Source organism: Allobosea sp. AK1 (genome assembly GCF_006714945.1).
Classification (GTDB): Bacteria; Pseudomonadota; Alphaproteobacteria; order Rhizobiales; family Beijerinckiaceae; genus Allobosea; species Allobosea robiniae.
Genome location: NZ_VFMG01000001.1, coordinates 4,796,393 through 4,816,644, shown reverse-complemented (window position 1 = coordinate 4,816,644; position 20,252 = coordinate 4,796,393). Strand labels below are relative to the sequence as shown.

Annotated in this window: 17 protein-coding genes; 8 read left to right on the top strand and 9 right to left on the bottom strand. The window is 67.1% G+C overall.

From position 1 onward, the window contains the following. Positions 1–66: 66 nt before the first annotated feature. The 3 genes from phnY to FHT98_RS22970 are packed head-to-tail and all read right to left on the bottom strand — an operon-like array spanning position 67 to position 3,930. Positions 67–1,518, bottom strand: a complete 1,452-nt coding sequence (phnY, locus tag FHT98_RS22980; RefSeq protein WP_142113989.1) for a phosphonoacetaldehyde dehydrogenase — start codon at positions 1,516–1,518, stop codon at positions 67–69. Position 1,519: 1 nt separating this feature from the next. Further along, entirely contained in the window at positions 1,520–2,767 is a 1,248-nt protein-coding gene (phnA, locus tag FHT98_RS22975) for a phosphonoacetate hydrolase (protein ID WP_142115855.1), read from the bottom strand. A 17-nt stretch (positions 2,768–2,784) separates the two neighbouring features. After that, positions 2,785–3,930: a 2-aminoethylphosphonate--pyruvate transaminase gene (locus tag FHT98_RS22970; protein ID WP_091855321.1), complete on the bottom strand. Its 1,146-nt coding sequence runs from the start codon at positions 3,928–3,930 to the stop codon at positions 2,785–2,787. 108 nt (positions 3,931–4,038) lie between these two features. Between FHT98_RS22970 and FHT98_RS22965 the strand changes: the two genes are divergently transcribed. Then, positions 4,039–4,917: a LysR substrate-binding domain-containing protein gene (locus FHT98_RS22965; RefSeq protein ID WP_061963444.1), complete on the top strand. Its 879-nt coding sequence runs from the start codon at positions 4,039–4,041 to the stop codon at positions 4,915–4,917. Between the two features lie 64 nt (positions 4,918–4,981). On the opposite strand, the gene FHT98_RS22960 is transcribed toward FHT98_RS22965, so the two are convergent. The 4 genes from FHT98_RS22960 to FHT98_RS22945 are packed head-to-tail and all read right to left on the bottom strand — an operon-like array spanning position 4,982 to position 10,153. Beyond that, entirely contained in the window at positions 4,982–5,629 is a 648-nt protein-coding gene (locus tag FHT98_RS22960) for a sarcosine oxidase subunit gamma (RefSeq protein WP_142115418.1), read from the bottom strand. Next, positions 5,622–8,606, bottom strand: a complete 2,985-nt coding sequence (locus tag FHT98_RS22955) for a sarcosine oxidase subunit alpha family protein (protein WP_142115417.1) — start codon at positions 8,604–8,606, stop codon at positions 5,622–5,624. The genes FHT98_RS22960 and FHT98_RS22955 overlap by 8 nt, the downstream gene beginning before the upstream one ends. Continuing rightward, positions 8,603–8,878 carry a sarcosine oxidase subunit delta gene (locus tag FHT98_RS22950; protein ID WP_142115416.1) on the bottom strand — a complete coding sequence of 92 codons (276 nt, stop codon included), beginning with the start codon at positions 8,876–8,878 and terminating at the stop codon, positions 8,603–8,605. Before FHT98_RS22950 ends, FHT98_RS22955 begins: the two co-directional genes overlap by 4 nt. Positions 8,879–8,902: 24 nt before the next feature. Continuing rightward, complete coding sequence (locus FHT98_RS22945) at positions 8,903–10,153, bottom strand: sarcosine oxidase subunit beta family protein (RefSeq protein WP_142115415.1); 1,251 nt, start codon at positions 10,151–10,153, stop codon at positions 8,903–8,905. A gap of 70 nt (positions 10,154–10,223) precedes the next feature. Here FHT98_RS22945 and FHT98_RS22940 point away from each other — a divergent pair, with 70 nt between their 5' ends. From FHT98_RS22940 to FHT98_RS22910, 7 genes are all read left to right on the top strand, one after another. Further along, on the top strand, positions 10,224–11,210 hold the full coding sequence (locus FHT98_RS22940; protein WP_244492673.1) for a GlxA family transcriptional regulator: 987 nt from the start codon (positions 10,224–10,226) through the stop codon (positions 11,208–11,210). Between the two features lie 89 nt (positions 11,211–11,299). Then, positions 11,300–12,118, top strand: a complete 819-nt coding sequence (locus tag FHT98_RS22935; RefSeq protein WP_142115414.1) for a transporter substrate-binding domain-containing protein — start codon at positions 11,300–11,302, stop codon at positions 12,116–12,118. Between the two features lie 155 nt (positions 12,119–12,273). Next, the gene (locus FHT98_RS22930; protein WP_061963457.1) at positions 12,274–13,014 is read left to right on the top strand and encodes an amino acid ABC transporter permease; all 741 of its coding nucleotides are present in this window, start codon (positions 12,274–12,276) and stop codon (positions 13,012–13,014) included. Then, entirely contained in the window at positions 13,011–13,862 is an 852-nt protein-coding gene (locus tag FHT98_RS22925) for an amino acid ABC transporter permease (protein WP_142115413.1), read from the top strand. The genes FHT98_RS22930 and FHT98_RS22925 overlap by 4 nt, the downstream gene beginning before the upstream one ends. Beyond that, on the top strand, positions 13,859–14,617 hold the full coding sequence (locus FHT98_RS22920) for an amino acid ABC transporter ATP-binding protein (protein WP_413813513.1): 759 nt from the start codon (positions 13,859–13,861) through the stop codon (positions 14,615–14,617). The genes FHT98_RS22925 and FHT98_RS22920 overlap by 4 nt, the downstream gene beginning before the upstream one ends. Positions 14,618–14,697: 80 nt before the next feature. After that, on the top strand, positions 14,698–16,308 hold the full coding sequence (locus tag FHT98_RS22915; RefSeq protein WP_142115412.1) for an FAD-dependent oxidoreductase: 1,611 nt from the start codon (positions 14,698–14,700) through the stop codon (positions 16,306–16,308). A gap of 8 nt (positions 16,309–16,316) precedes the next feature. Continuing rightward, positions 16,317–17,483 carry an NAD(P)/FAD-dependent oxidoreductase gene (locus FHT98_RS22910; protein WP_142115411.1) on the top strand — a complete coding sequence of 389 codons (1,167 nt, stop codon included), beginning with the start codon at positions 16,317–16,319 and terminating at the stop codon, positions 17,481–17,483. A gap of 21 nt (positions 17,484–17,504) precedes the next feature. On the opposite strand, the gene FHT98_RS22905 is transcribed toward FHT98_RS22910, so the two are convergent. Further along, a complete protein-coding gene (locus FHT98_RS22905; RefSeq protein WP_142115410.1) occupies positions 17,505–18,668 on the bottom strand; it encodes a serine hydrolase domain-containing protein in 1,164 nt (387 codons plus the stop codon). Beyond that, on the bottom strand, positions 18,665–20,245 hold the full coding sequence (locus FHT98_RS22900) for an ABC transporter substrate-binding protein (RefSeq protein WP_091855332.1): 1,581 nt from the start codon (positions 20,243–20,245) through the stop codon (positions 18,665–18,667). Before FHT98_RS22900 ends, FHT98_RS22905 begins: the two co-directional genes overlap by 4 nt. Positions 20,246–20,252: the final 7 nt, after the last annotated feature.

Below are 20,252 nucleotides of genomic sequence, written 5' to 3'. Positions count from 1 at the left end.
ACGTTTTCTTCCCCTGACAGACGAAAACGCAGGCGGATCGCTCCGCCTGCGTTGGCTTTTCTTGTTTCACGCGGTCCAGGGCATCGACCACGTCTTGACGTTTGTGAAGGATTTCATGGCCTCGACGACGCCCTCCTTGTAACCGAGGCCGGAATCCTTGATACCGCCGAAGGGAGACATCTCGATCCGGTAGCCCGGGACTTCCCAGAGATTGACCGTGCCGACCTCGAGGTCAGCGACGAAACGCTGGATGTAATCGTAGCGGTTCGTGCAGATGCCGGAAGAGAGACCATAGGCGGTGGAGTTCGAGATCCGGATCACCTCGGCGATGTCGTCGGGCACGCGGATGATCGGGATCACCGGGCCGAAGGTCTCCTCATGCACCAGCTCGCAGGTGTAAGGGATCTTGTCGACCACGGTCGGGTGGAACAGCGCCCCTTCCGCCCGCTTGCCGTAGAGCACCTCGGCGCCCTTGCTCACGGCATCGTCGACGCGAGCCTGGAAGAGCGCGGCCGAGCGGGCATTGATGACGCAGCCGACATCGGTGGCGGGGTCCATCGGATCACCACATTTCAGCTTCTTCGCCTTCTCGACGACGAGCCTGGAGAAGGCGTCGGCGACGCTCTCGACCACCAGGATGCGCTTCACCGCCGTGCAGCGCTGGCCCGAGTTCTTGGTCGCGCCGGTGACGGCGAGCTCGGCCGCCTTGTCGAGATCGGCATCCTCCATGACGATCAGCGGGTCGTTGCCGCCCAGTTCCAGCACGATGCGCTTGTAGCCGGCGGTCGCGGCGATGTGCTTGCCGACGCGGACCGAGCCGGTGAAGGTCACCAGATCCGCGTCCGGGTCGGTGATCATCGCATCGCCCATGGTCGAGGGATTGCCGGTGACGACCGAGAGCATCTCCGGCGGCAGGCCGGCCTCGTAGAGCACGTCGGCGAGCGCCAGCGCGGTCAATGGCGTCAGCTCGGTCGGCTTCAGCACGAGGCGGTTGTTGGTCGCGATCGCCGGGGCCAGCTTGTGGCTGACCATGTTGAGCGGGTGGTTGAACGGGGTGATCGCCGAGATCACGCCGAGCAGCGGCTGGCGCGTCGTGAAGATCTTGCGCGCCTTGCCGTTCGGCGAGATGTCGCAGGAGAACATCTCGCCATCGTCCTTGATGGTGAGCTGCGCCGCGAAGGACCAGACGTCATAGGCGCGGCTGGCCTCATAGAGCGAGTCCTTCCAGCACAGGCCGGCTTCCGCCGTGATCAGCTTGGCGAAGAGTTCCTTGCGGTCCCGCAGCAGCTCGGCCGTCTTCTGCAGGATCTGCTGGCGCTCGTAGCGCGAGAGCGTCGGCTTGAACGCCTTCGCCTTGGCGAAGGCCTCGCGGACATGCTCGGGCCGGGCGGCCGGGATCAGGCCGACGATGCTGTCATCATAGGGGTTCCTGACCTCGACCATGTCGTCGGTCGTGACCAGCTTGCCGGCGATGCGCATCGCCTCGCGCCGCACCGGCGGCTTCACCGCAGCGTTCATCTCAGTTCACCAGGTTCAGGGCGACGTCGAAGACGTCGAAATTGCGAAGCGTGCGACCCATCGGCACCGTGATCGGCCGGTTGGCGATCATCGGCACGCGCTGCTCGGTGATGCCGCCATGCGAGCGCAAAGGCTCGGTCAGGCCGGAGAGATCATGCCTGTCCGGCGAGGTGCCGATCACCTTCTGGCGGGTCGAGACGACCACGACATCGCCGATCCGGTCGGCCGGCAATTCGAAGCGCTCGCAGGCTTCCGCCGAGGTCACCGCCAGCGCGATGCCGTCCAAACCGGAGATGCGGGCCGCAACCTCTTCCTGGCTCACGCCATCGGGCAGATAGACCGTGGCGAAGGAGCCGAGCGCGCCGTGATGGACCACGTAAGGGTCGGTGATCGGCAGGATCACGCGCATCGTGCCCTTGCCGTACCATTCATCCATCAGGCTCTGGAGATAGACGACATCCGGCTCGCCATTGGCGAGGTGCTTGTCGTTCATGCCGTGATCTGCGGTGATGACCAGCGTGCAGCCGAGCGCGTCGAGCTTGCCGACGTAACCGTCGAACATGGCGTAGAACGAGTCCGCCATCTCCGAACCGGGCGCCGCCTTGTGCTGCACATAGTCGGTGGTCGAGAGATACATCAGGTCGGGCTTGAAGGTCTCCAGCAGCTTGACGCCGGCGGCGAAGACGAATTCCGACAGATCGGCCGAATAGACCGACGGCACGGGCATGCCGACGAAATCGAGCACGTCCGCAATGCCGTTCTCAGGCCTATTGGCCTTGTCGGCCTTCTCCGAGGAGAAAGCGATGGCGCTGCCGGAGGCGAAGTCGAGCCCCTTGCCGAGCAAAGTGCGCAACTTGTCCTTGGCGGTGACCATCGCGACCTTGAAGCCGGCCTTCTGGAACTCGGCCAGGATGGTCGGCGCGCGCAGGAAGCGGGCGTCGTTCATCATCACCTCTTCCTTGGCCTCGCGGTCATAGAAGAAGTTGCCGGCGATGCCGTGCACGGCCGGCGGGCGGCCGGTGATGATCGAGAGGTTGTTCGGGTTGGTGAAGCTCGGGATCACCGAATAGGCGTGCGTGCTGGCGCCGGTCTTCATGATCCGGTCGAGGTTCGGCGTCAGGCCTTTGGCGCTGGCCGCCTCGATATAGGCCGGCTCCGAGCCGTCCATGCAGATCACCACCGTCGGGCGCTGCGGGCGGGCATAGTTGCGACCGTTCGCAACAACATCCGAGCCGATCTTCGTGTGCATTGTCATCTCAGGGCTCCTTACGCGGCCGACTTCAGGCCGACGCCCATTTCATCAAGGACATCCGACACCGTGGCGACGAAGGCGCGCATGTCCTGCGCGCCGAGCGCACCGATACAGCCGATGCGGAAGCTGTCGGCGACCGTCAGCTTGCCGGGATAGATGACGTAGCCGGCATCCTTCAGCGCGTCGTAGAAGCGCTGGAAGACGAAGTTCTTGTCCTCCGGCATGTGGAAGGTGACGATGATCGGCGCCTGGCGCGCGGCCGGCAGCAGCGTGCGGAAGCCGAGGCCTTCCATGCCCTCGATCAGGATGCGGGCGTTCTCGGCATAGCGCTCGCCGCGCCCGGCGACACCGCCCTCGGCCCAGAACTCCTGCAAGGCCGCGTGGAAGGCGACGATGACATGGATCGGCGGGGTGAAGCGGTACTGGCCGGTGCGCTCGAAGCCGGCGTTCTGGTCGTGGAGATCGAGCACCAGCGTGGTGGCGTTGCCCTTGGTCTCGGCGAGCGCGCTCTTGCGGGCGATGACGAAGCCGAGGCCGGGAACGCCCTGGATGCACTTGTTCGAGGAGGCGGCGACGGCGTCGAAATAGACCTCGCGGCTGTCGAGCGGCAGGGCGCCGAAAGCGCTCATCGAGTCGACCAGCAGGCGGCGGCCATGGCGCTTGGCGAGCGCGGCGATCGCCTCGACCGGGTTGCGGATGCCGCTGGTCGTCTCGCAATGGACGGTAAAGATGTGGGTGATGGCGGTGTCCGCCACCAGCATGCGGTCGATCTCGGCGAGATCCGGCGGGGTGTCTTCCGCGGTCTCGTGGACGGCGACGGCGCGCCCGGCGATCTCGACGATGCGCTTGGCGCGCTGGCCGTAGGCGCCGTTGATCAGGATCAGGATCTTGCCGTCACGCGGCACGAAGGTCGTCAGCATCGCCTCGACCGCGAAGGTGCCGGAGCCCTGCATCGGCACGGTCACGAAATCCTCGCCGCCATGGATGATCTTCGGAAGCTCTTCCAGGACCGCCTTGTTGATGCCGACAAAGGTCGCGTCGCGCGAGCCCCAATCATGCACCATCGCTTCCTTGATGGCCTTGCTCGTGGTCAGCGGGCCGGGGGTCAGGAGGAGCGGATCACCGGTTTCGGAGGAGGCAGGGCGGCGGGCCTGGGCCATGATGGTCTCGCGATGTCGTTGCGGCGGATGATCGCGAAGCTAGGAGAGCCGTTGACATAGGTCCAATACATCGTTTCCATATCTACTATAGATAGGATCTATATAAATATGGCCATCAGTTATTCCGGCCTTGCGGCCTTCCATGCCGTCGCCGAGGCGCAGAGCTTCACCGGCGCAGCGAAGACGCGCCATGTCAGCCAGCCCACCCTCTCCGCCCAGGTCCGCGGGCTGGAGGATGCCTATGGCGTCAGGCTGTTCGACCGCGCCGGGCGGCAGGTGAAATTGACCCCGCTCGGGCAGAGCCTGTTCGTGGTCACGGCGCGGCTGTTCGCAGCCGAGGATGAGGCGGAATCACTTCTCGCCGGCAGCCGTACATTGCAGCGTGGCCATCTGCGGATCGCGGCCGACAGCGCCACCCATGTGATGCCGGCGCTGGCGCGGATGCGCGAACGCTATCCGGGCCTGACCTTCTCCCTCAGCATCGGCAACTCCTCCGAAGTCGTTGACCGGATCATGGATTTCGCCGCCGACGTCGCGATCACCGCGCGCGCCAATTCCGACCCGCGCATTCACAGCGTCAGGCTGCGCTCGGACGATCTGGTCGCCTTCGTCTCCGACCAGCACGAGCTGGCACGGCACGACCAGATCCCGATCGAGGCTTTCGCCGGCCAGGACATCGTGCTGCGCGAGCGCGGCTCGATCACGCGGGAGGTCTTCGAGAGCCGGCTTTCGCTCGCCGGCATCAAGCCTGCGAACCTGCTGGAGGTGCAATCGCGCGAGGCCGTGCGCGAAGCCGTCGCCTTCGGTTTCGGGATCGGGGTGGTGTTCGCGGCGGAGTTCAAGCCGGAGGCCGGCCTGAAGCGGATCATCATCACCGGGGCCGATTTCGATGTTGGCGAATACATTGTCTGCCGGGCCGAGCGCCAGCGCCTGCCGCTGGTGCGCAGCTTCTTCGAGACCGTTCAGGACGTGATCGGTTCGCGCTGAGAAAGCCTGCGCACGCGCTTGTCCGGAAGCCCGTCGGCGGAGAGCCCTTTGCGGGTTTCGGCCCCTATCGCGGCCTTGGGGCCGGAGCTGCCGATATCGCGCAACCGAACTCGGCCGCCGATGCGGTGAACCAGGCCCAGAAGCTTCCCGCCATGCTGCGCGGAACCAGGATCTCGAACATGGCACCATCCGGCCCGTCGGCGAGCCGCCAGATCTGCACGCCGACATGGGCGATGCTGGTCAAGGCGACATCGCCCACCGCGAAGGCCGCAGGGTGGAGATCGAGCATCACGCCCTTCGCCAGCACGTCGCGGACACGCGGCCCCGAGAGCCTGACGGCGGCGCGCGCATCGCTCTGGTCGCTGACGGCGGCATGGGGGGCGAGTTCGGCAAGGAGCCCGGCAAAGCCGTCACGCGAGGCGGCGCGCAGCAGCCATTGGTCCGGACCAGCCCAGATCGCATCATGAGCCTGACCCGAGGCGATCTTCGGCGCCTGCGGCAGCGGGATGCCGAGCCGCGCCTCGACGATCCGCGACAGGGCCGGCGCCGCGCCCGGCGCAGCGATCAGGGTCGCCAGCCCGAAGCCATCGAGCAGCGTCGCGAGGACGCCGGCCCCTCCCGTTGCACCGAAGGAGCCGGGCTGCGCGATGCCGGCCCAGGCACCGCGCGGCGCCCAGGAAACCGCTGTCGACACGGTCGCGATCTCAGCCATGGAGGCGGGCTCCTTCCGGATCGACGAAGACGGGCGAACAGATCTCGACGACGATGTCGCCGTTGCGGACGGGGTCGTAGGCGCGCACGCGCTCGCCGATGCGGGCTGCGCCTCCCTTGATCAGGCCGAGCCCCATCCAGTGGTTCAGATGCGGGGAATAGGCGACGGAGGTCATGTAACCCTCGTCGTTCTCCATGATGTCCGCCTTACCGATGCCGATGAAATGGGCGCCGGCGCGCAGGCGCTGCGTCGGATCGACCGGCCTGAAGCCGACGAAGGACGGCCTGTCCTTCTCGACGAGAGCCTGACGGCCCGCCATCAGGCGGCCGAGATAGTCCTTTTTCGCCGACATCATCTTGCCGAGGCCGAGATCGCGCGCCGTGGTCTGGCCGTTGAGCTCGTTGCCGGCGACATGGCCCTTCTCGATACGCATCACGCCGAGCGCCTCGGTGCCGTAGGGCGTGATGCCGAAGCGCTCGCCCGCTCGCATCAGGGCCCGCATCATCGCGTCACCATGGTCAGCGGCAACGGCGAGCTCATAGGCCAGTTCACCCGAGAACGAGATCCGGAAGAGCCGGGCCGGGATGCCGCCACCGACAGTGACGGCGCGCGCCGCCAAATAGGGAAAGGCCTCGTTCGAAATGTCATGCGCGGGATCGACGACGGCACGCAGGGTCTCGCGCGCCTTCGGCCCGGCGACAGCGACCTGCGCCCATTGCTCGGAGACCGAGACCATGCGGATGTCGAGCTCCGGCCAGAGCACCTGATGGCAGAATTCCAGATGCTGCATCACCTTGCCGGCATTGGCCGTCGTGGTCGTCATCAGGAAATGGCTGTCGCCGAGGCGGGAGGTCGTGCCGTCATCCATGACGAAGCCGTCCTCGCGCAGCATCAGGCCGTAGCGCGCCTTGCCGACCGGCAGCGCCTTCCAGCCGTTGATGTAGACGCGCTCCAGGAATTCGGCGGCGTCCGCGCCCTGGATGTCGATCTTGCCCAGCGTCGAGACATCGCAGAGGCCGACGCCGGCCCGCACGGCCTGGACTTCGCGGTTGACGGTGGTCAGCCAGTCGGTCTCGCCGGGCTTCGGGTAGTATTGCGCCCGCAGCCACTGGCCGGCCTCGACGAAGACGGCGCCCTGCTCCTTCGACCAGTCATGGGTCGGCGCCAGCCGTACCGGCCGGAATTCCTTGCCACGGTGATGGCCGGCAAGGGCGCCGATCGCCACCGGCGTATAGGGCGGCCGGAAGGTCGTGGTTCCCGTCTGCGGGATCGTCTTACCCGTCTGCTCGGCCATGATGGCGAGGCCGGAGAGGTTCGAGGTCTTGCCCTGATCGGTCGCCATGCCGAGCGTGGTATAGCGCTTGAGATGCTCGACCGGCCGGAAGCCCTCGCGCGCCGCGAGTTCGACATCCTTGTCGGTGACGTCATTCTGGTAATCGACGAAGGCCTTGCCTTTCGCGCCCTTCACCCGCCAGACCGGCTGCAGCGCCGTCGTCTCGGGATCGGTCGTCGGCACCGGCCCCGCAGCGGCCGGCTTCAGCCCCGCCTCGGCGGCAGCCTCCCGGCCGAGCCGTGCGCCATCCTCCAGCGCCTGCGCCAGGGTGAAATGCCCGGCCGCGCTGCCAGCCACGGCCAGCCCCGCCGGTAGGGTTCCCGGCACGAAGCATTGCAGAGCCTCGTCCCAGACCGCCTTGCCGTTCTGATGCGAAGTCAGGTGCAGCGTCGGGTTCCAGCCGTTCGAGACGGCGAGCAGGTCGCAAGCGAGCGCCGTCGTCGCGCCGGAGGCATCGCGAATGGTGACGCCGTCGAGCTGACGGCCGCCCCGCGTGCCTTCGATCACGCCGCCGGCAAACAGCCGCGCCCCGAGCTTGTCGGCGAGCGCCTTTCGTGCCGGATCGGCTTCACCGCGCGCATCGACGATAGCTGCGACCTTGCCGCCGGCAGCCGCGATGTCACGCGCCGTCGTCCAGCCGTCGTCGCCGGCGGTAAACAGCACCGTCTCGCGCCCCGGCAGAACACCATAGCGATTGACGTAAGTGCGCGCCGCGCCGGCCAGCATGACGCCCGGCACATCGTTGCCGGGGAAGACGATCGGCCGTTCCAGCGCGCCTGCAGCGAGGATCGCCCGCCTGGCATGGATGCGCCAGCCGCGCTGACGCGGCTGATGGGGCGCCGGCTCCGGCAGATGATCGCCAACGCGCTCGACCGCACCATAGATGCCGTGGTCGTAGAGACCGAAGACGGTGGTGCGCGACATGATCCGCACCTCCGGCAGGCTTTCGAGCTCGGCCAGCGTCGCGGCCAGCCACTCGGCGGCCGGCTTGCTATCGATCTCGCGCTTCTCTGCCAGCAGGCGCCCGCCGAGGCGGAAATCCTCGTCGCAGAGAATGACGCGGGCGCCGCTGCGCCCCGCCGCCAGAGCGGCCGCGAGGCCCGCAGGGCCGCCGCCGATCACGAGCAGGTCGCAGAAGGCGAAGGCCTTCTCGTAATGGTCCGGGTCTTCGGCGTCAGCAGCGCGGCCGAGGCCGGCGGCACGGCGGATCAGCGGCTCATAGAGCTTCTCCCAGAAGGCCGCCGGCCACATGAAGGTCTTGTAGTAGAAGCCCGCGACGAGCGCCGGCGAGACCAGACCGTTGAGCGAGAGCATATCGAAGGCGAGCGAGGGCCAGCGGTTCTGACTGGTGGCATCGAGCCCGTCGAACAGCTCGGTGACAGTGGCGCGGGTGTTCGGTTCGCGGCGCGCGCCGGAGCGCAGTTCCACCAGCGCGTTCGGTTCCTCCGGTCCGGCCGAGAGCACGCCGCGCGGGCGATGGTATTTGAAGGAGCGTCCGACAAGGCGCACGCCGTTGGCGAGCAAGGCCGAAGCGAGCGAATCGCCGGCAAAGCCCCGATAGGGCTTGCCGTCGAAGCTGAAGTTCAGGGCCCGATCGCGGTCGACCAGGCCGCCGGAGACGAGCCGGAAGGACTGCCCGCTCATGCCGCCGCTCCGGTCTTGCGCGACTTCGCGGCCTCGACCGCAGCGATCGCATGGGTGCGGGTATCGCGGGTCACGATCAGCCAGGCGTGGCAGCCGGCGCCGTGATACCAGAGCTCGCGATGCGTGCCGGCAGGGTTTTCACGCTGGTAGACGTAATCGGTCATCGCGGCTTCGGTCGCCGTCATGCCGTCGGGCCGCTTGAGATCGGCCGCGCCGAGATAGGTGAATTCCTGGGCGTCGCGCGCGCCGCAATGGGGACAGGTGATGCGCATGGCAAGGTCCTCGGCAGCGCGCGGTCAGTGCAGGTTCGGCTGGGCGCCGGCGCCCTTTTCGTCGATCACTCGCCCGGTGGCGAAGCGATCGAGCCGATAGGCGGCCGCGACCGGATGCGGCTCTCCCGTCGCGATCAGATGGGCGAAGCAGAAGCCTGAGGCCGGCGTCGCCTTGAAGCCGCCATAGCACCAGCCGGAATTGAGGTAGAGCCCGTCGATCGGCGTCGTGTCGATGATCGGCGAGCCATCCATCGACATGTCCATGACGCCGCCCCAGTGGCGCAGCATGCGCACCCGGCCGAGGCCCGGCCACAGCGCCATGGCCGATTCCATCACGTCCTCGATCACCGGCAGGTTGCCGCGCTGGGCGTAGGAATTGTAGCCGTCGATATCGCCGCCGAAGACCAGCCCGCCCTTGTCGGATTGGCTGATGTAGAAATGCCCGGCGCCGAAGGTGACGACGGTGTCGATCAGTGGCTTGAGCCCCTCCGACACGAAGGCCTGGAGGACATGGGTCTCGATCGGCAGGCGCAGGCCGGCCATCGCCGCCACCCGCCCCGAGTTGCCGGCGACCGCCATAGCGATTTTCTTCGCCCGGATCGGCCCGCGCGAGGTCTCGACGCCGACGGCCCGTCCACCGACCATGGTAATGCCGGTGACCTCGCAGTTCTGGAGCATGTCGACGCCGCGACTGTCGGCGGCACGCGCATAGCCCCAGGCGACCGCATCGTGCCGGGCCGAGCCGCCGCGGCGCTGCAATAGCCCGCCCTGCACAGGGAAACGGGCATTGTCGTAATCGAGATAGGGCAGCATCGCCCTCACCTGCTCCTGGCCGAGCAGTTCGGAATCGACCCCGGCGAGCCGCATCGCGTTGCCGCGGCGGGCGAAGGCGTCGCGCTGCGCGTCGGAATGATAGAGATTGATCACGCCGCGCTGGCTGACCATGGCGTTGTAGTTCAGGTCCTGCTCCAGCCCTTCCCAGAGCTTCATCGACAATTCGTAGAACGGCGTATTGCCGGGCAGGAGATAGTTCGAGCGGATGATCGTGGTGTTGCGGCCGACATTGCCGGAGCCGAGATAGCCCTTCTCCAGCACCGCGACATTGGTGATGTCGTGCCGGCTGGCGAGGTAATGCGCCGTGGCGAGCCCATGTCCGCCGCCGCCGATGATGATGACGTCGTATTCAGCTTTGGGCTCAGGGTCGCGCCAGGCCGGCGTCCAACCCTTATGGCCCCGGAAAGCCTGGGCGAGCAGCGAGAAGGCGGAATAGCGCATCGGATGATCCGGTCGATCTTGTCATCGAGAGATTGACCGACATAAGTTCGACGACATGCTTGATAGCGACATGCGATTGTCTGGAAGCGACGACGGCACACCGACCCATGTCGGCTTCCTGCTGATCCCGGATTTCGCGCTGCTGCCCTATGCCTCGTCGATCGAGCCGCTGCGGGCCGCCAACCGGTTGTCGGGGCGCCCGCTCTATCGCTGGAGCCATATCTCGATCGACGGAGCGCCCGCCCCGGCATCGAACGGCGTCGCCATCGCGGCGGATGCTCCCGTCGGGGCCGAGCTCCGGCTCGATTACCTGTTCGTCTGCGCCGGGGGAAATCCCGCTCTCTTCCACCACCAGCCGACCTTTTCCTGGCTGCGGCAGCTGGCAAGGCGGGGCGTCCGGATCGGCGGCGTCTCGGGCGGCCCTTATCTGCTGGCGCGGGCCAATCTGCTGAGCGGCTACCGGTTCACGATCCATTGGGAGCATGCGGCCGCTTTCCTGGAAGAGTACCCGCGCCTCGACCTGCGCCGCTCGCTCTACGAGATCGACCGCGACCGGCTGACCTGCAGCGGCGGCACGGCCCCGCTCGACATGCTGCACGCCGTGATCGCCCGCGAGCATGGCAGCGACCTCGCGCTCGCCGTCAGCGAGTGGTTCCTGCAAACGCAGGTCCGGGAGGGCGCAGGGCCGCAGCGCATGCCGCTGCGCGAACGGCTGGGCATCGCGCATGCGCCATTGCTGCGGGTCATCGCCCGCATGGAGCAGACGCTGGAGGATCCGGAGCCGCGCGAAGCCCTCGCCCGCCTGGCCAATGTGTCGCTGCGCCAGCTCGAACGCCTGTTCCGCCAGCATCTCGGCCGGTCGCTGGGCGAGCACTACCTGGCCTTGCGCCTCGACCGGGCGCGCGACCTGCTGCGGCAGACCAGCCTGTCGATCCTGGAAATCGCCCTGGCCTGCGGCTTCGCCAGCGCCAGCCATTTCTCCCGCAGCTATAGCGGGCGCTTCGGCCATCCTCCCCGATCGGAGCGGCTGCCCCACCACCCCATCGCTCGGCGCTAAACGTCAAGAATGCGTCGCATGGGGTCAATTCTGCGTACCGATCCACCTGAAGTCTAAGGCTTCAAATAAAACACAGGGGATCGCGACCGATGAACAAGCTCACCGCTCTCGCGCTGGCGGTCGCCGCCACGCTCGCCGCCGCACCTGCCATGGCGCAGGACACCCTCGCCAAGATCAAGGAGAAGGGCGTCCTCACCGTCGGCGTGAAGAACGACTACAAGCCCTGGGGCTTCCTCGATCCGTCAGGCAAGATCGTCGGCCTCGAGATCGATCTCGCGCAGGAGGTTGCCGCCAAGCTCGGCGTCAAGCTGGAGATGGTGCCGGTCATCGCCGCCAATCGCATCGAGTTCCTGCGCCAGGGCCGCATCGACATGATCGCCGCAACGCTCGGCGACACGGCCGAGCGACGCAAGCAGATCGGCATGATCGAGCCGAACTACTATGCCGGCGCCACCAACGTGCTCGCGCCCAAGAGCGCCGGCCTCAAGAAATGGGAAGACCTGAAGGGCCGCAAGGTCTGCGCCGTGCAGGGCGCCTATTACAACCGCCGCGTCTCGCAGGTCTACTCGCCGGAGCTGGTCGTGTTCCCGTCGGTGCCGGATGGGCTGAACGCGCTGCTCGGCAACAACTGCGTCGCCTTCCTCTTCGACGACACGTTGATCGTCTCGACGCTCTCGGGCGGCGATCCGAAATGGGCGAATTACGAGATGCCGCTCAACTCGGAAGACCCGCAGCTCTGGGCCATCGCCGTGCGTCTCGACGATCTCGACGGCGCTTTCGGCAAGCTGCTCAAGGAGATGTCGGTCGAGTGGCACAAGAGCGGCAAGCTGCTGGCGCTCGAGACCAAATGGGGCATCAAGCAGAGCCCCTACCTGATCGAGACCAACAAGAAGCTGAAGGGCTCGTAAAACCGCCCGCCGATCCTGCTGCCTCCCTCGTCATTCCGGGCGAGCGAAGCGAGACCCGGAATCCATCGTAGAGCACCGACGCCGATCGATGGATTCCGGCTCCGCGCCGCTCGCGCGGCTTGGCCGGAATGACCCGGAGCCAAACGGAAGAGCTCATGATCGCAGCCTTCTTCGAGCGCCTGAACGATACGCAGGGGCTCAACTTCTCGATCTTCTACGATGCTTTCGATCGCTCCCGCTTCCTCACGGGATTGTGGACCACGACCTATATCTGCGTCGTCTCGATCCTGGCCTCGCTGGCGATCGGGCTCATCGGCGTCTGGGTTGCGGGCAGCGGCTCGCGGCTCGGCCGCCTCGTGGTGCGGATTTACGTCCAGTTCTTCCGCAACACGCCGCCGCTGGTGCAGCTCTCCTTCTTCTATTTCGCCGTCGGCAGCATGCTGCCGACGGTCTCGGACGGCTTCGGCGGGCAGTCCCCGCTGGTCAGCGGCACGGGCTGGGCGATCATCGCCTTCTCGCTCTTCGCCGGGGCGTTCAATGTCGAGATCTTCCGCGCCGGGATCGAGGCCGTGCCCGAGACGATGGTCGAGGCGGCGGAATCGCTCGGCTACACCCGCTTCCAGCTCTGGCGCCAGATCGTGCTGCCGCTGGCCTTCCGGATTTGCCTGCCGGCGCTCAACAACAACCTCGTCAATCTCGTGAAGACCACCACCCTCGCCTATGCGATCGGCGTACCCGAACTGCTCTACGCGGCATCGCAGATCTGGTCGGAGATGTTCAACGTCCGCGAGATGATGAACGTGCTGCTCGTCGTCTATGTGCTGCTTGTCGCGGTGCTGGTCTGGGTGATGCATCGCTGGGAGAAGGCCATGCGCATTCCGGGCTACATGCCATGAAGGCGGGCGCCACCGATCTCCCGGTCCTGAAACCGTTCCGCGCCGCGCCGATCGCGCCCAGCGGCCTTGCCGCACCGGCCCTGCTGAGCGCCAGCCTCGTCGCGGGCACGGCAATCGTCTTCGCGGCCTCGCTGGCCGTGGCGCAGGCGACCGGGCCGGCGGCGCGTGACGGCGCCGTAACCATCCTGTGGCGCTGGGCGCCGCTGATCTTCCAGGGCTTCCTGTTCAACCTGCTGATCAGCTTCCTCTCGATGGCGCTGGGTACGGCGGTCGGCGTGCTGTTCGGCATCGGCCAGGTCTCGCCATCCGCGGCGCTGCGCAAGCCGGCCTGGGCCGCGACGCAGTTCTTCCGCAACGCGCCCTGGCTCGTCCTGCTGTTCTACGCGATGTTCCTGCTGCCCTTCGAAATCAGGCTCGGCCCGGTCACCATCGCCTTCCCGGCCTGGATCAAGGCGATCATCGGACTGGCGCTGCCGGTCGCGGCCAACGTCTCCGAGATCGTGCGCGGCGGCATCCGCTCGATCCCCTCCGGCCAGTGGGAATCGGCCGAGGCGCTCGCCTTCACCCGCCGGCAGACGATGTGGATGATCATCCTGCCGCAGGCCTTCAAGCGGATGCTTCCGCCCTGGATGAACCTCTATGCCATCCTGACCATGGCGACGACGCTGATCTCCGTCGTTGGCATCCAGGACGGGCTGACGGTGACGCGCGCCGCGCTCGTCGCCGAGAGCCGGCCGGAGCTGATGCTGCCGATGTACCTGCTGCTGCTCCTGATGTTCTTCGCCTATTGCTACCCGATCGCACGCCTCACCATGGCGCTCGAACGCCGCTTCAACGTGAAGGGATGACCATGGTCGCCAGACACCAACTCGGCGAGCCGGTCGTCGTCATCGAAGGGGTCGAGAAGGCCTTCGGCGCCTTCCCGGTCCTCAGGGATGTCAGCCTCACCATCCGCCGCGGCGAGACCGTCTGCGTCATCGGCCCCTCCGGCTCCGGCAAGTCGACGCTGCTGCGCTGCATCAACGCGCTGGTGCCGATCAACAAGGGCTCGATCACCGTCGCCGGCCGGCAGGTCAACGATCCCGCGCTCGACAAGCTGGCGCTGCGCCGCGACGTCGGCATCGTCTTCCAGCAATACAATCTGTTCCCGCACAAGAACGCGCTGCAGAACGTGATGATGGCGCCGATCCATGTGCTGAAGCAGGACCGGGCCGAGGTCGAGGAGCGGGCCAGGCGCCTGCTCGCCAAGGTCGGGCTCTCGCACAAGCACGATGCCTATCCGGGCGAGCTCTCGGGCGGCCAGCAGCAGCGCGTCGCCATCGCCCGCTCGCTGGCGATGAACCCCAAGGTAATGCTGTTCGACGAGGTCACCGCCGCGCTCGACCCCGAGACCAAGAAGGAGGTGCTGGTCACCATCCGCGACCTCGCCGCGGAAGGCATGACCTGCATCCTCGTCACCCACGAGATGGGCTTCGCGCGCGAGGTCGCCGACCACGTCTATTTCACCGATGGCGGCGTCATCGTCGAGCATGCGCCGCCGGCAGACTTCTTCGGCGCGCCGCGCGAGCCGCGCACGCGCGCCTTCCTCGAACAGGTGCTCTGACACGCCACGCCGCACCAACCGGGCCGAACCTCCGCCGGTATCGACCCGAGACTGAACAGCGTCATTCGCAAGGGTGATCCATGAACATCCCGGCCCCAGACCCCAAATCCGTCACCGGCAAGCCCCTGCCCATCGACGAGAAGGTCGACGTGCTCGTCGTCGGCGGCGGACCGGCCGGGCTCGAAGCCGCGATCGGGGCCGCGGCGCGCGGGCTCGGTGTCCTGCTGGTCGACGAGAACCCGATTCCGTTCACGACGATGGGCGACGATGTGCCCCTGCATTTCGGGCAGGGCATCGCGGCGAATGCCCGCAACCGCAACGCCATGATGGAGGCCTTCATCGCCTCCGAACCGCGGATCGAGGAGGCTTTCGAAGCGGGGGTCGACGTCCGCCTCGGGACGGCCTGCTGGGGGCTCTACGCGAACGGGCCGACACTCGGCTGGATGCCGGGGCTGGTCGCAGGCCTCGCCGACGGAGAGCGCAGCGTCCTGGTGCAAGCCCGGCACGTCATCCTCGCCTGCGGCCGGCGCGACATGGGCCTCGGCTTTCCCGGCTGGGAGAAGCCGGGGGTGCTGGGCGCCACCGCTGCCCTCAATCTCGCGATGCGCTACGGCGCCTTCGGCCCGCGCAAGGTGGTCATTCTCGGCTCGAACACGGAAGCGCTGGCCACCGCGATCGCCTTGCGCGAGGCAGGCGTCACGATCGCAGCGATCGTCGAGCAGGCGCCGGAACCTGTGGGCGACGAGGACCTGCTGGCCAGCCTGCGCGAAGGTGGCACGGACATCCTGACCGGCCATGTCGTGCGCGAGGCGACGGGCCGCGACGCGGTCGAGGCGGCGATGGTCGCAAGACTGGATGAAAACGGCCGGCCGACCGGCGACGAGCGCGCCATCGCCTGCGACGGCATCGTGCTCGCGGTCGGCACCACGCCGGTCGTGGACCTGCTCGATGCGGCCGGCGGCAAGGTATCGTTCCAGGCCGGACGTGGCGGCTATGCCCCGGTTCTGGATGCGGATCAGCGCACCAGCATCGCCCATGTCCATGCGGTCGGCGACTGCGCCGGGATCTGGCCGGCCAAGACCCGCGACCGCACGATCGCCGAGGCAGAGGCCGCGCGCGCCGTGGCGGCGCTGGGTCAGGTTGCGACGGGAAACAAGTCCGAACACCCGCCGGCACCGGCCTACGACATCGGCGACTACCGCCTGGCCTGGGTTCGGGCGAGCGTGATCGAGGCGCGGGCCGAATTCCACGTCTGCCAATGCGAGGAAGTGACGGCCCGCGAGATCCTCGAGGTTCGCCCGCCGCGCTATCTCGACTGGCGGGACGAGCGCCGCAACGATCGCTCGCTGTCGGCGCTGCTCGGCGAGGGCCCGCCCAATCCAGACCAGGTCAAGCGGCTGACGCGGGCCGGCATGGGGCCCTGCCAGGGCCGCCGCTGCCGCGAGCAGGTCGCAGGCCTGCTGGCGCTGGGCGCCGCGCAGCCGCTTTCCGCAATCCCGCTCGCCGGCTACCGCGCCCCGGTCAGGCCGATGCCGCTGGCGATGACGGCGCCTATGCCGGAGGCGCCCGGTCAGGCGGAGCATTGGGACACCTGGTTCGGCATGCACGCGCAGTGGGTGCCGTTCTGGGAAGCGCCTGAGCGCTACACCGTCGCGAGCAATGACGCGACTGGCCCCGTCGCGAGCGAGTGAGAGCCGCCATGAGCGAGATCAAGGGAGCTTCGGTCGTCATCGTCGGTGGCGGCGTCACCGGCCTCTCCGCCGGCTGGTGGCTGGCGCGCGACGGCGTCGACGTGCTGGTGCTGGAGAAGGGGCTGATCGGCTGGGAAGCCTCCGGACGCAATGGCGGCGGCTGCTCGCACCACCATTCGCCTCTTTTCGCCGAGGAGCAGCGGCTCTGGCCGCTCATGGACGAATTGCTCGGCTATCCCACCGAGTTCCGGGGCGAGCGCATCCGCCTCGCCGCCAGCGAGCACCAGATGGCGCTCTATGGGCGCGCGTTGCGCAATGCCGAGCGGCAGGGCTTCCAGTCGGCGGTGCTCGACCTCAAGCAGGCCAAGGAGATGGTGCCGCTGGCGGGCGACACCGTGGTCGGCGGCTATCACTACAAGTTCGGCGGCCACGCCAATCCACACCGCACGCTGCAGGGCTATGCCTGGGCGATGCAGGACCATGGTGGGCGCATCCTGCAGCACACCACCGTCACCGGGTTCCGCAGCGAGGGCGGGCGAGTCACCGCGGTCGAGACCGATCGCGGCCCGATCGGCTGCGACAGCCTCGTGCTCGCGGCCGGCCCGCAGACGGGGCGCTTGTCGGCGATGCTCGGACAAGAGGTGCCGGTGCAGTCCGCCCGCTGCGAGATGATCGTGACGGAGCCCCTGCCCCTGATGCCGCTCGGCGGCGTCGACGGTTGCGGCCTCTATGGCCGCCAGACGCTGCGCGGCAACCTCGCCTATGGCGGCGGGCCGCATGAATGGCTGGCTCTGGCCCAGGAAGGCACGCCGGCGAAACCAACCACCCCGCTGATGCTGCACATGGGCAAGCGCCTCGCCGAGCTTCTGCCCAAGGCCGCCCATGCCCGCATCATCCGCTCCTGGGCCGGCGTGATCGAGAATACGCCCGACGGCCGCCCGGTGATCGACCGGCTCGATGCGCAGGCGAATGTCGTGGTCGCCACGCTGTCGAGCGTCGGCTTCGGCCTGTCGCCGGCGAGCGGCCATGCGATCCGCGATCTCGTGCTCGACGGGGCCTGCAGCTTCGCCGACATCTCCTCCTTCAAGCTATCGCGCTTCGCCGCACTGGAGCCGAACTGGCGCGAGCTGCAGGGCTGGCAGGCATCAGCCGCGGCGACCATGCTGAGTGCGTGAAGCCCGGCTCGACGGCTGTTGTCAGCCGCCCTCCCGGATTCGGTCGAGCACGGCATCCTTGAAGGCGAACCGTTCGGACCTGATATCGATGTCGTAGCTGGCCGCGAACGGGGGCTGGGGCTGGCACGACAGCGTCACGATGACGACATTGGCCTTGCGGTTCACATAAAGCGTCTGCCCGGCGAAACCCACTGCAACCATGGCGCCGTCCGGATCGATCCACCAGCTGTAGCCGTAGCCATCGGCACCATAGCTGTTGGTCGACGGGTCGAGGGTGAACACGCGCGAACCGGCGTCGTCGAGCCAATTCGGTGGCAGGACGGTCTCGCCGCCGATCTCACCGCCATGCAGCAGAAAAAGCCCGAACCGGCCGAAGTCCCGCAGCGCCATGCCCGCACGGCTGCCGCCGATCTCCTGGCCGCCCTCGGACTCGAGGGTGTAGAAGGCATCGAATTCCATGCCGAACCGCGACCAGATCTTGCTGGACATGTAGTCGGCCAGCGTCCGGCCCGTGGCTGCCGAGAGCAACGCTCCGAGAACATAGGTATCGCCGGTGTTGTACAGAAACTGCGAGCCCGGCTTGTGCAGGCCGCGCACGCTTCGCATCAGCGCCAGGACGCCTCCCGGGACCTTATCGCCGAGCGATTTGCTGTAACGATTCACATGGGAATTGCGGTCGGTGTAATCCTCGTTCCAGTCGACGCCCGACGACATGGTGATGAGATTGCGGACGCTGACCGCGTCATAGGCGCTGCCGCGCAGCGCCGGCAGATAGAGCGAGACCGCATCGTCGAGGCTCGCGATCGCCCCATCCTGAAGAGCGGCGCCGACCAGCGTCGTCGTCAACGACTTGATCATCGACATGGATGACCATCGCAGATGCTCCTCCAGGCCCAGCGCATAGCGCTCGAGCCGGATCGCATCGCCCTGCAAGACGAGAAGCCCGGCGACATTGGCCCGATAGATATAGTCGTCGATGCCCCGGCGCTCGCCGCCCGTTTCGTATTCGACCGCGATTTCGGCAGCCCGCTTGAGCGGAAAGGCCTGCTGGCCTCGTCGAATGGACCGGGTGGCGAACATGCTGTCGACATTGCGGTAGGCATAGGCCTGCCATGTCGGCGAGAGCAGGAGGAAATCTTCGCCCCGCGGAACGTAACGACGCGGCTCCGCCTTGTCCGTGCTCATGTCCGGCGCACTCCATAGAACAGCGGCAGGCCCTTCTGCACGCCCGTCAGATTGCTGCGATAGGCGGTCTGCTGGTAGTAAAGGCCGGTCGGTGCGTATGGCACCGCCTCGAAGGCGACCCGCTGGATCTCGGCGCAGATCGCGGCCTGGGCCTTTTCGTCCGCGGCCCGGAACCAGTCCATGCGGAGTTCTTCCAGCCGCGGGATATCGGACCAGCCGAAGATGGCGGAGGTGCCGCTCCCACGCAGGAAGTTGTTGCTCGACGGGTTGAGCAAGCCGACGCCGGCGGTGAACGTCCCGACAATGTGCCATCCGCCCTTGTCGGGGGCCTCCCGGTTGTTTGCACGGGCGAGCACCGTGCCCCAGTCCATCACCTGCATGTCGATGTTGAAGCCGGCCCGCTTGAGCGCGTCGGTCACCACCTCGCCCTGGGCCTTGAGCGTGGCGATGTCGCCCGGCACGAGATAGACGAGAGGCTCTCCCTTGTAGCCGGCCTCCTTCAGCGTGCGCTGCACGAAGTCCCGATCCGGCGGCTCCTTCTGCGCGTCGAGACCGATCGTGCTGGCCATCGGTGTGCCGGGAAGGAAATACCCGACCTTGTCGCGCCAGTATTTGGGGTCCTCGCCGATGACCGCGGTCATCACGTCCTTCTGGCTGATGGCTGCCAATGCGGCCCGCCGGACGCGCACATCGCTCGTCGGCCCCTGCAGGAAGTTGAAGCGGATCACCCCGGCCGACCCGAACGTGTCGATCAGGTCGAGCTTGACGTTGTCCTTGGAGGCGAGCAGGTCCCAGTAATCGGAGGCGGGCTGCTCCCACCAATCGATTTCCCCGGTCTGAAGCGCCGAGGCGGCAGTCGCGACATCAGGCATGACCACCCACTCGACCCTGTCGAAATGAGCGATCTTGGGGCCAGCCAAGGCGCTGGTCTGGCCCCCCTGGCGCGGCACGTAGCCCGCGAATTTTTCATAGGCGAGGCGACTGCCCGGCACCCTCTCGCCGGGAACGAAGCGGTAGGGGCCGCTGCCGACCATCTCCGTCACCTGGACGGTCGCCTCCGTCAGCGCGAGCCGCTCCGGCATGATGACCGCATTGTTGGTTCCGAACTTGCCCAGGGCATCCGGCAGCATCGGGAAAGGCGCCTTGAGCCGAAAACGGACTGCCCGGTCCGAAACGGCCGAAAGCTCGTCCGTGAGCGCCGCCAGGACCTGGCCGACATTGTCGCGCTTCCACCACCGTTTCAGGCTTGCAACCACGTCGCGGGCGAGAACCGGCGAGCCGTCATGAAAGCGCAGCCCCTCCCGCAAGGTCAGCGTCCACTGCAACCCGCCCTGCTCGACGAGATGGCCCTCGACCATCTGCGGCTGGGCCCGGTTATGTTCGTCGGCTCCATACAGCGTGTCGAAGATCAGCATCGCGTGGTTTCGCGTGACGTAGGACACGCTCATGATCGGGTCGAGAATCGCGACATCCGATTGCGGGGCGAATTTGAGGACGGAGGCGCCTTGGGCTCGCACGATGGACGGCATGCTCAGGGCGGATGCCATGCCGGCGAGAAATCCGCGTCTTGTGGCCATTGTCGTT

Excerpts from the sequence above, each read along its gene's own strand:
- phnY (WP_142113989.1), bottom strand. The coding sequence starts at position 1,518 with ATGAACGCTGCGGTGAAGCCGCCGGTGCGGCGCGAGGCGATGCGCATC.
- FHT98_RS22950 (WP_142115416.1), bottom strand. The coding sequence starts at position 8,878 with ATGCGCATCACCTGTCCCCATTGCGGCGCGCGCGACGCCCAGGAATTC.
- FHT98_RS22910 (WP_142115411.1), top strand. The coding sequence starts at position 16,317 with ATGAGCGAGATCAAGGGAGCTTCGGTCGTCATCGTCGGTGGCGGCGTC.
- FHT98_RS22925 (WP_142115413.1), top strand. The coding sequence starts at position 13,011 with ATGAAGGCGGGCGCCACCGATCTCCCGGTCCTGAAACCGTTCCGCGCC.
- FHT98_RS22905 (WP_142115410.1), bottom strand. The coding sequence starts at position 18,668 with ATGAGCACGGACAAGGCGGAGCCGCGTCGTTACGTTCCGCGGGGCGAA.
- FHT98_RS22970 (WP_091855321.1), bottom strand. The coding sequence starts at position 3,930 with ATGGCCCAGGCCCGCCGCCCTGCCTCCTCCGAAACCGGTGATCCGCTC.
- FHT98_RS22965 (WP_061963444.1), top strand. The coding sequence starts at position 4,039 with ATGGCCATCAGTTATTCCGGCCTTGCGGCCTTCCATGCCGTCGCCGAG.
- FHT98_RS22945 (WP_142115415.1), bottom strand. The coding sequence starts at position 10,153 with ATGCGCTATTCCGCCTTCTCGCTGCTCGCCCAGGCTTTCCGGGGCCAT.
- FHT98_RS22915 (WP_142115412.1), top strand. The coding sequence starts at position 14,698 with ATGAACATCCCGGCCCCAGACCCCAAATCCGTCACCGGCAAGCCCCTG.
- FHT98_RS22930 (WP_061963457.1), top strand. The coding sequence starts at position 12,274 with ATGATCGCAGCCTTCTTCGAGCGCCTGAACGATACGCAGGGGCTCAAC.
- FHT98_RS22960 (WP_142115418.1), bottom strand. The coding sequence starts at position 5,629 with ATGGCTGAGATCGCGACCGTGTCGACAGCGGTTTCCTGGGCGCCGCGC.
- FHT98_RS22900 (WP_091855332.1), bottom strand. The coding sequence starts at position 20,245 with ATGGCCACAAGACGCGGATTTCTCGCCGGCATGGCATCCGCCCTGAGC.
- FHT98_RS22955 (WP_142115417.1), bottom strand. The coding sequence starts at position 8,606 with ATGAGCGGGCAGTCCTTCCGGCTCGTCTCCGGCGGCCTGGTCGACCGC.
- phnA (WP_142115855.1), bottom strand. The coding sequence starts at position 2,767 with ATGCACACGAAGATCGGCTCGGATGTTGTTGCGAACGGTCGCAACTAT.
- FHT98_RS22935 (WP_142115414.1), top strand. The coding sequence starts at position 11,300 with ATGAACAAGCTCACCGCTCTCGCGCTGGCGGTCGCCGCCACGCTCGCC.
- FHT98_RS22940 (WP_244492673.1), top strand. The coding sequence starts at position 10,224 with ATGCGATTGTCTGGAAGCGACGACGGCACACCGACCCATGTCGGCTTC.
- FHT98_RS22920 (WP_413813513.1), top strand. The coding sequence starts at position 13,859 with ATGACCATGGTCGCCAGACACCAACTCGGCGAGCCGGTCGTCGTCATC.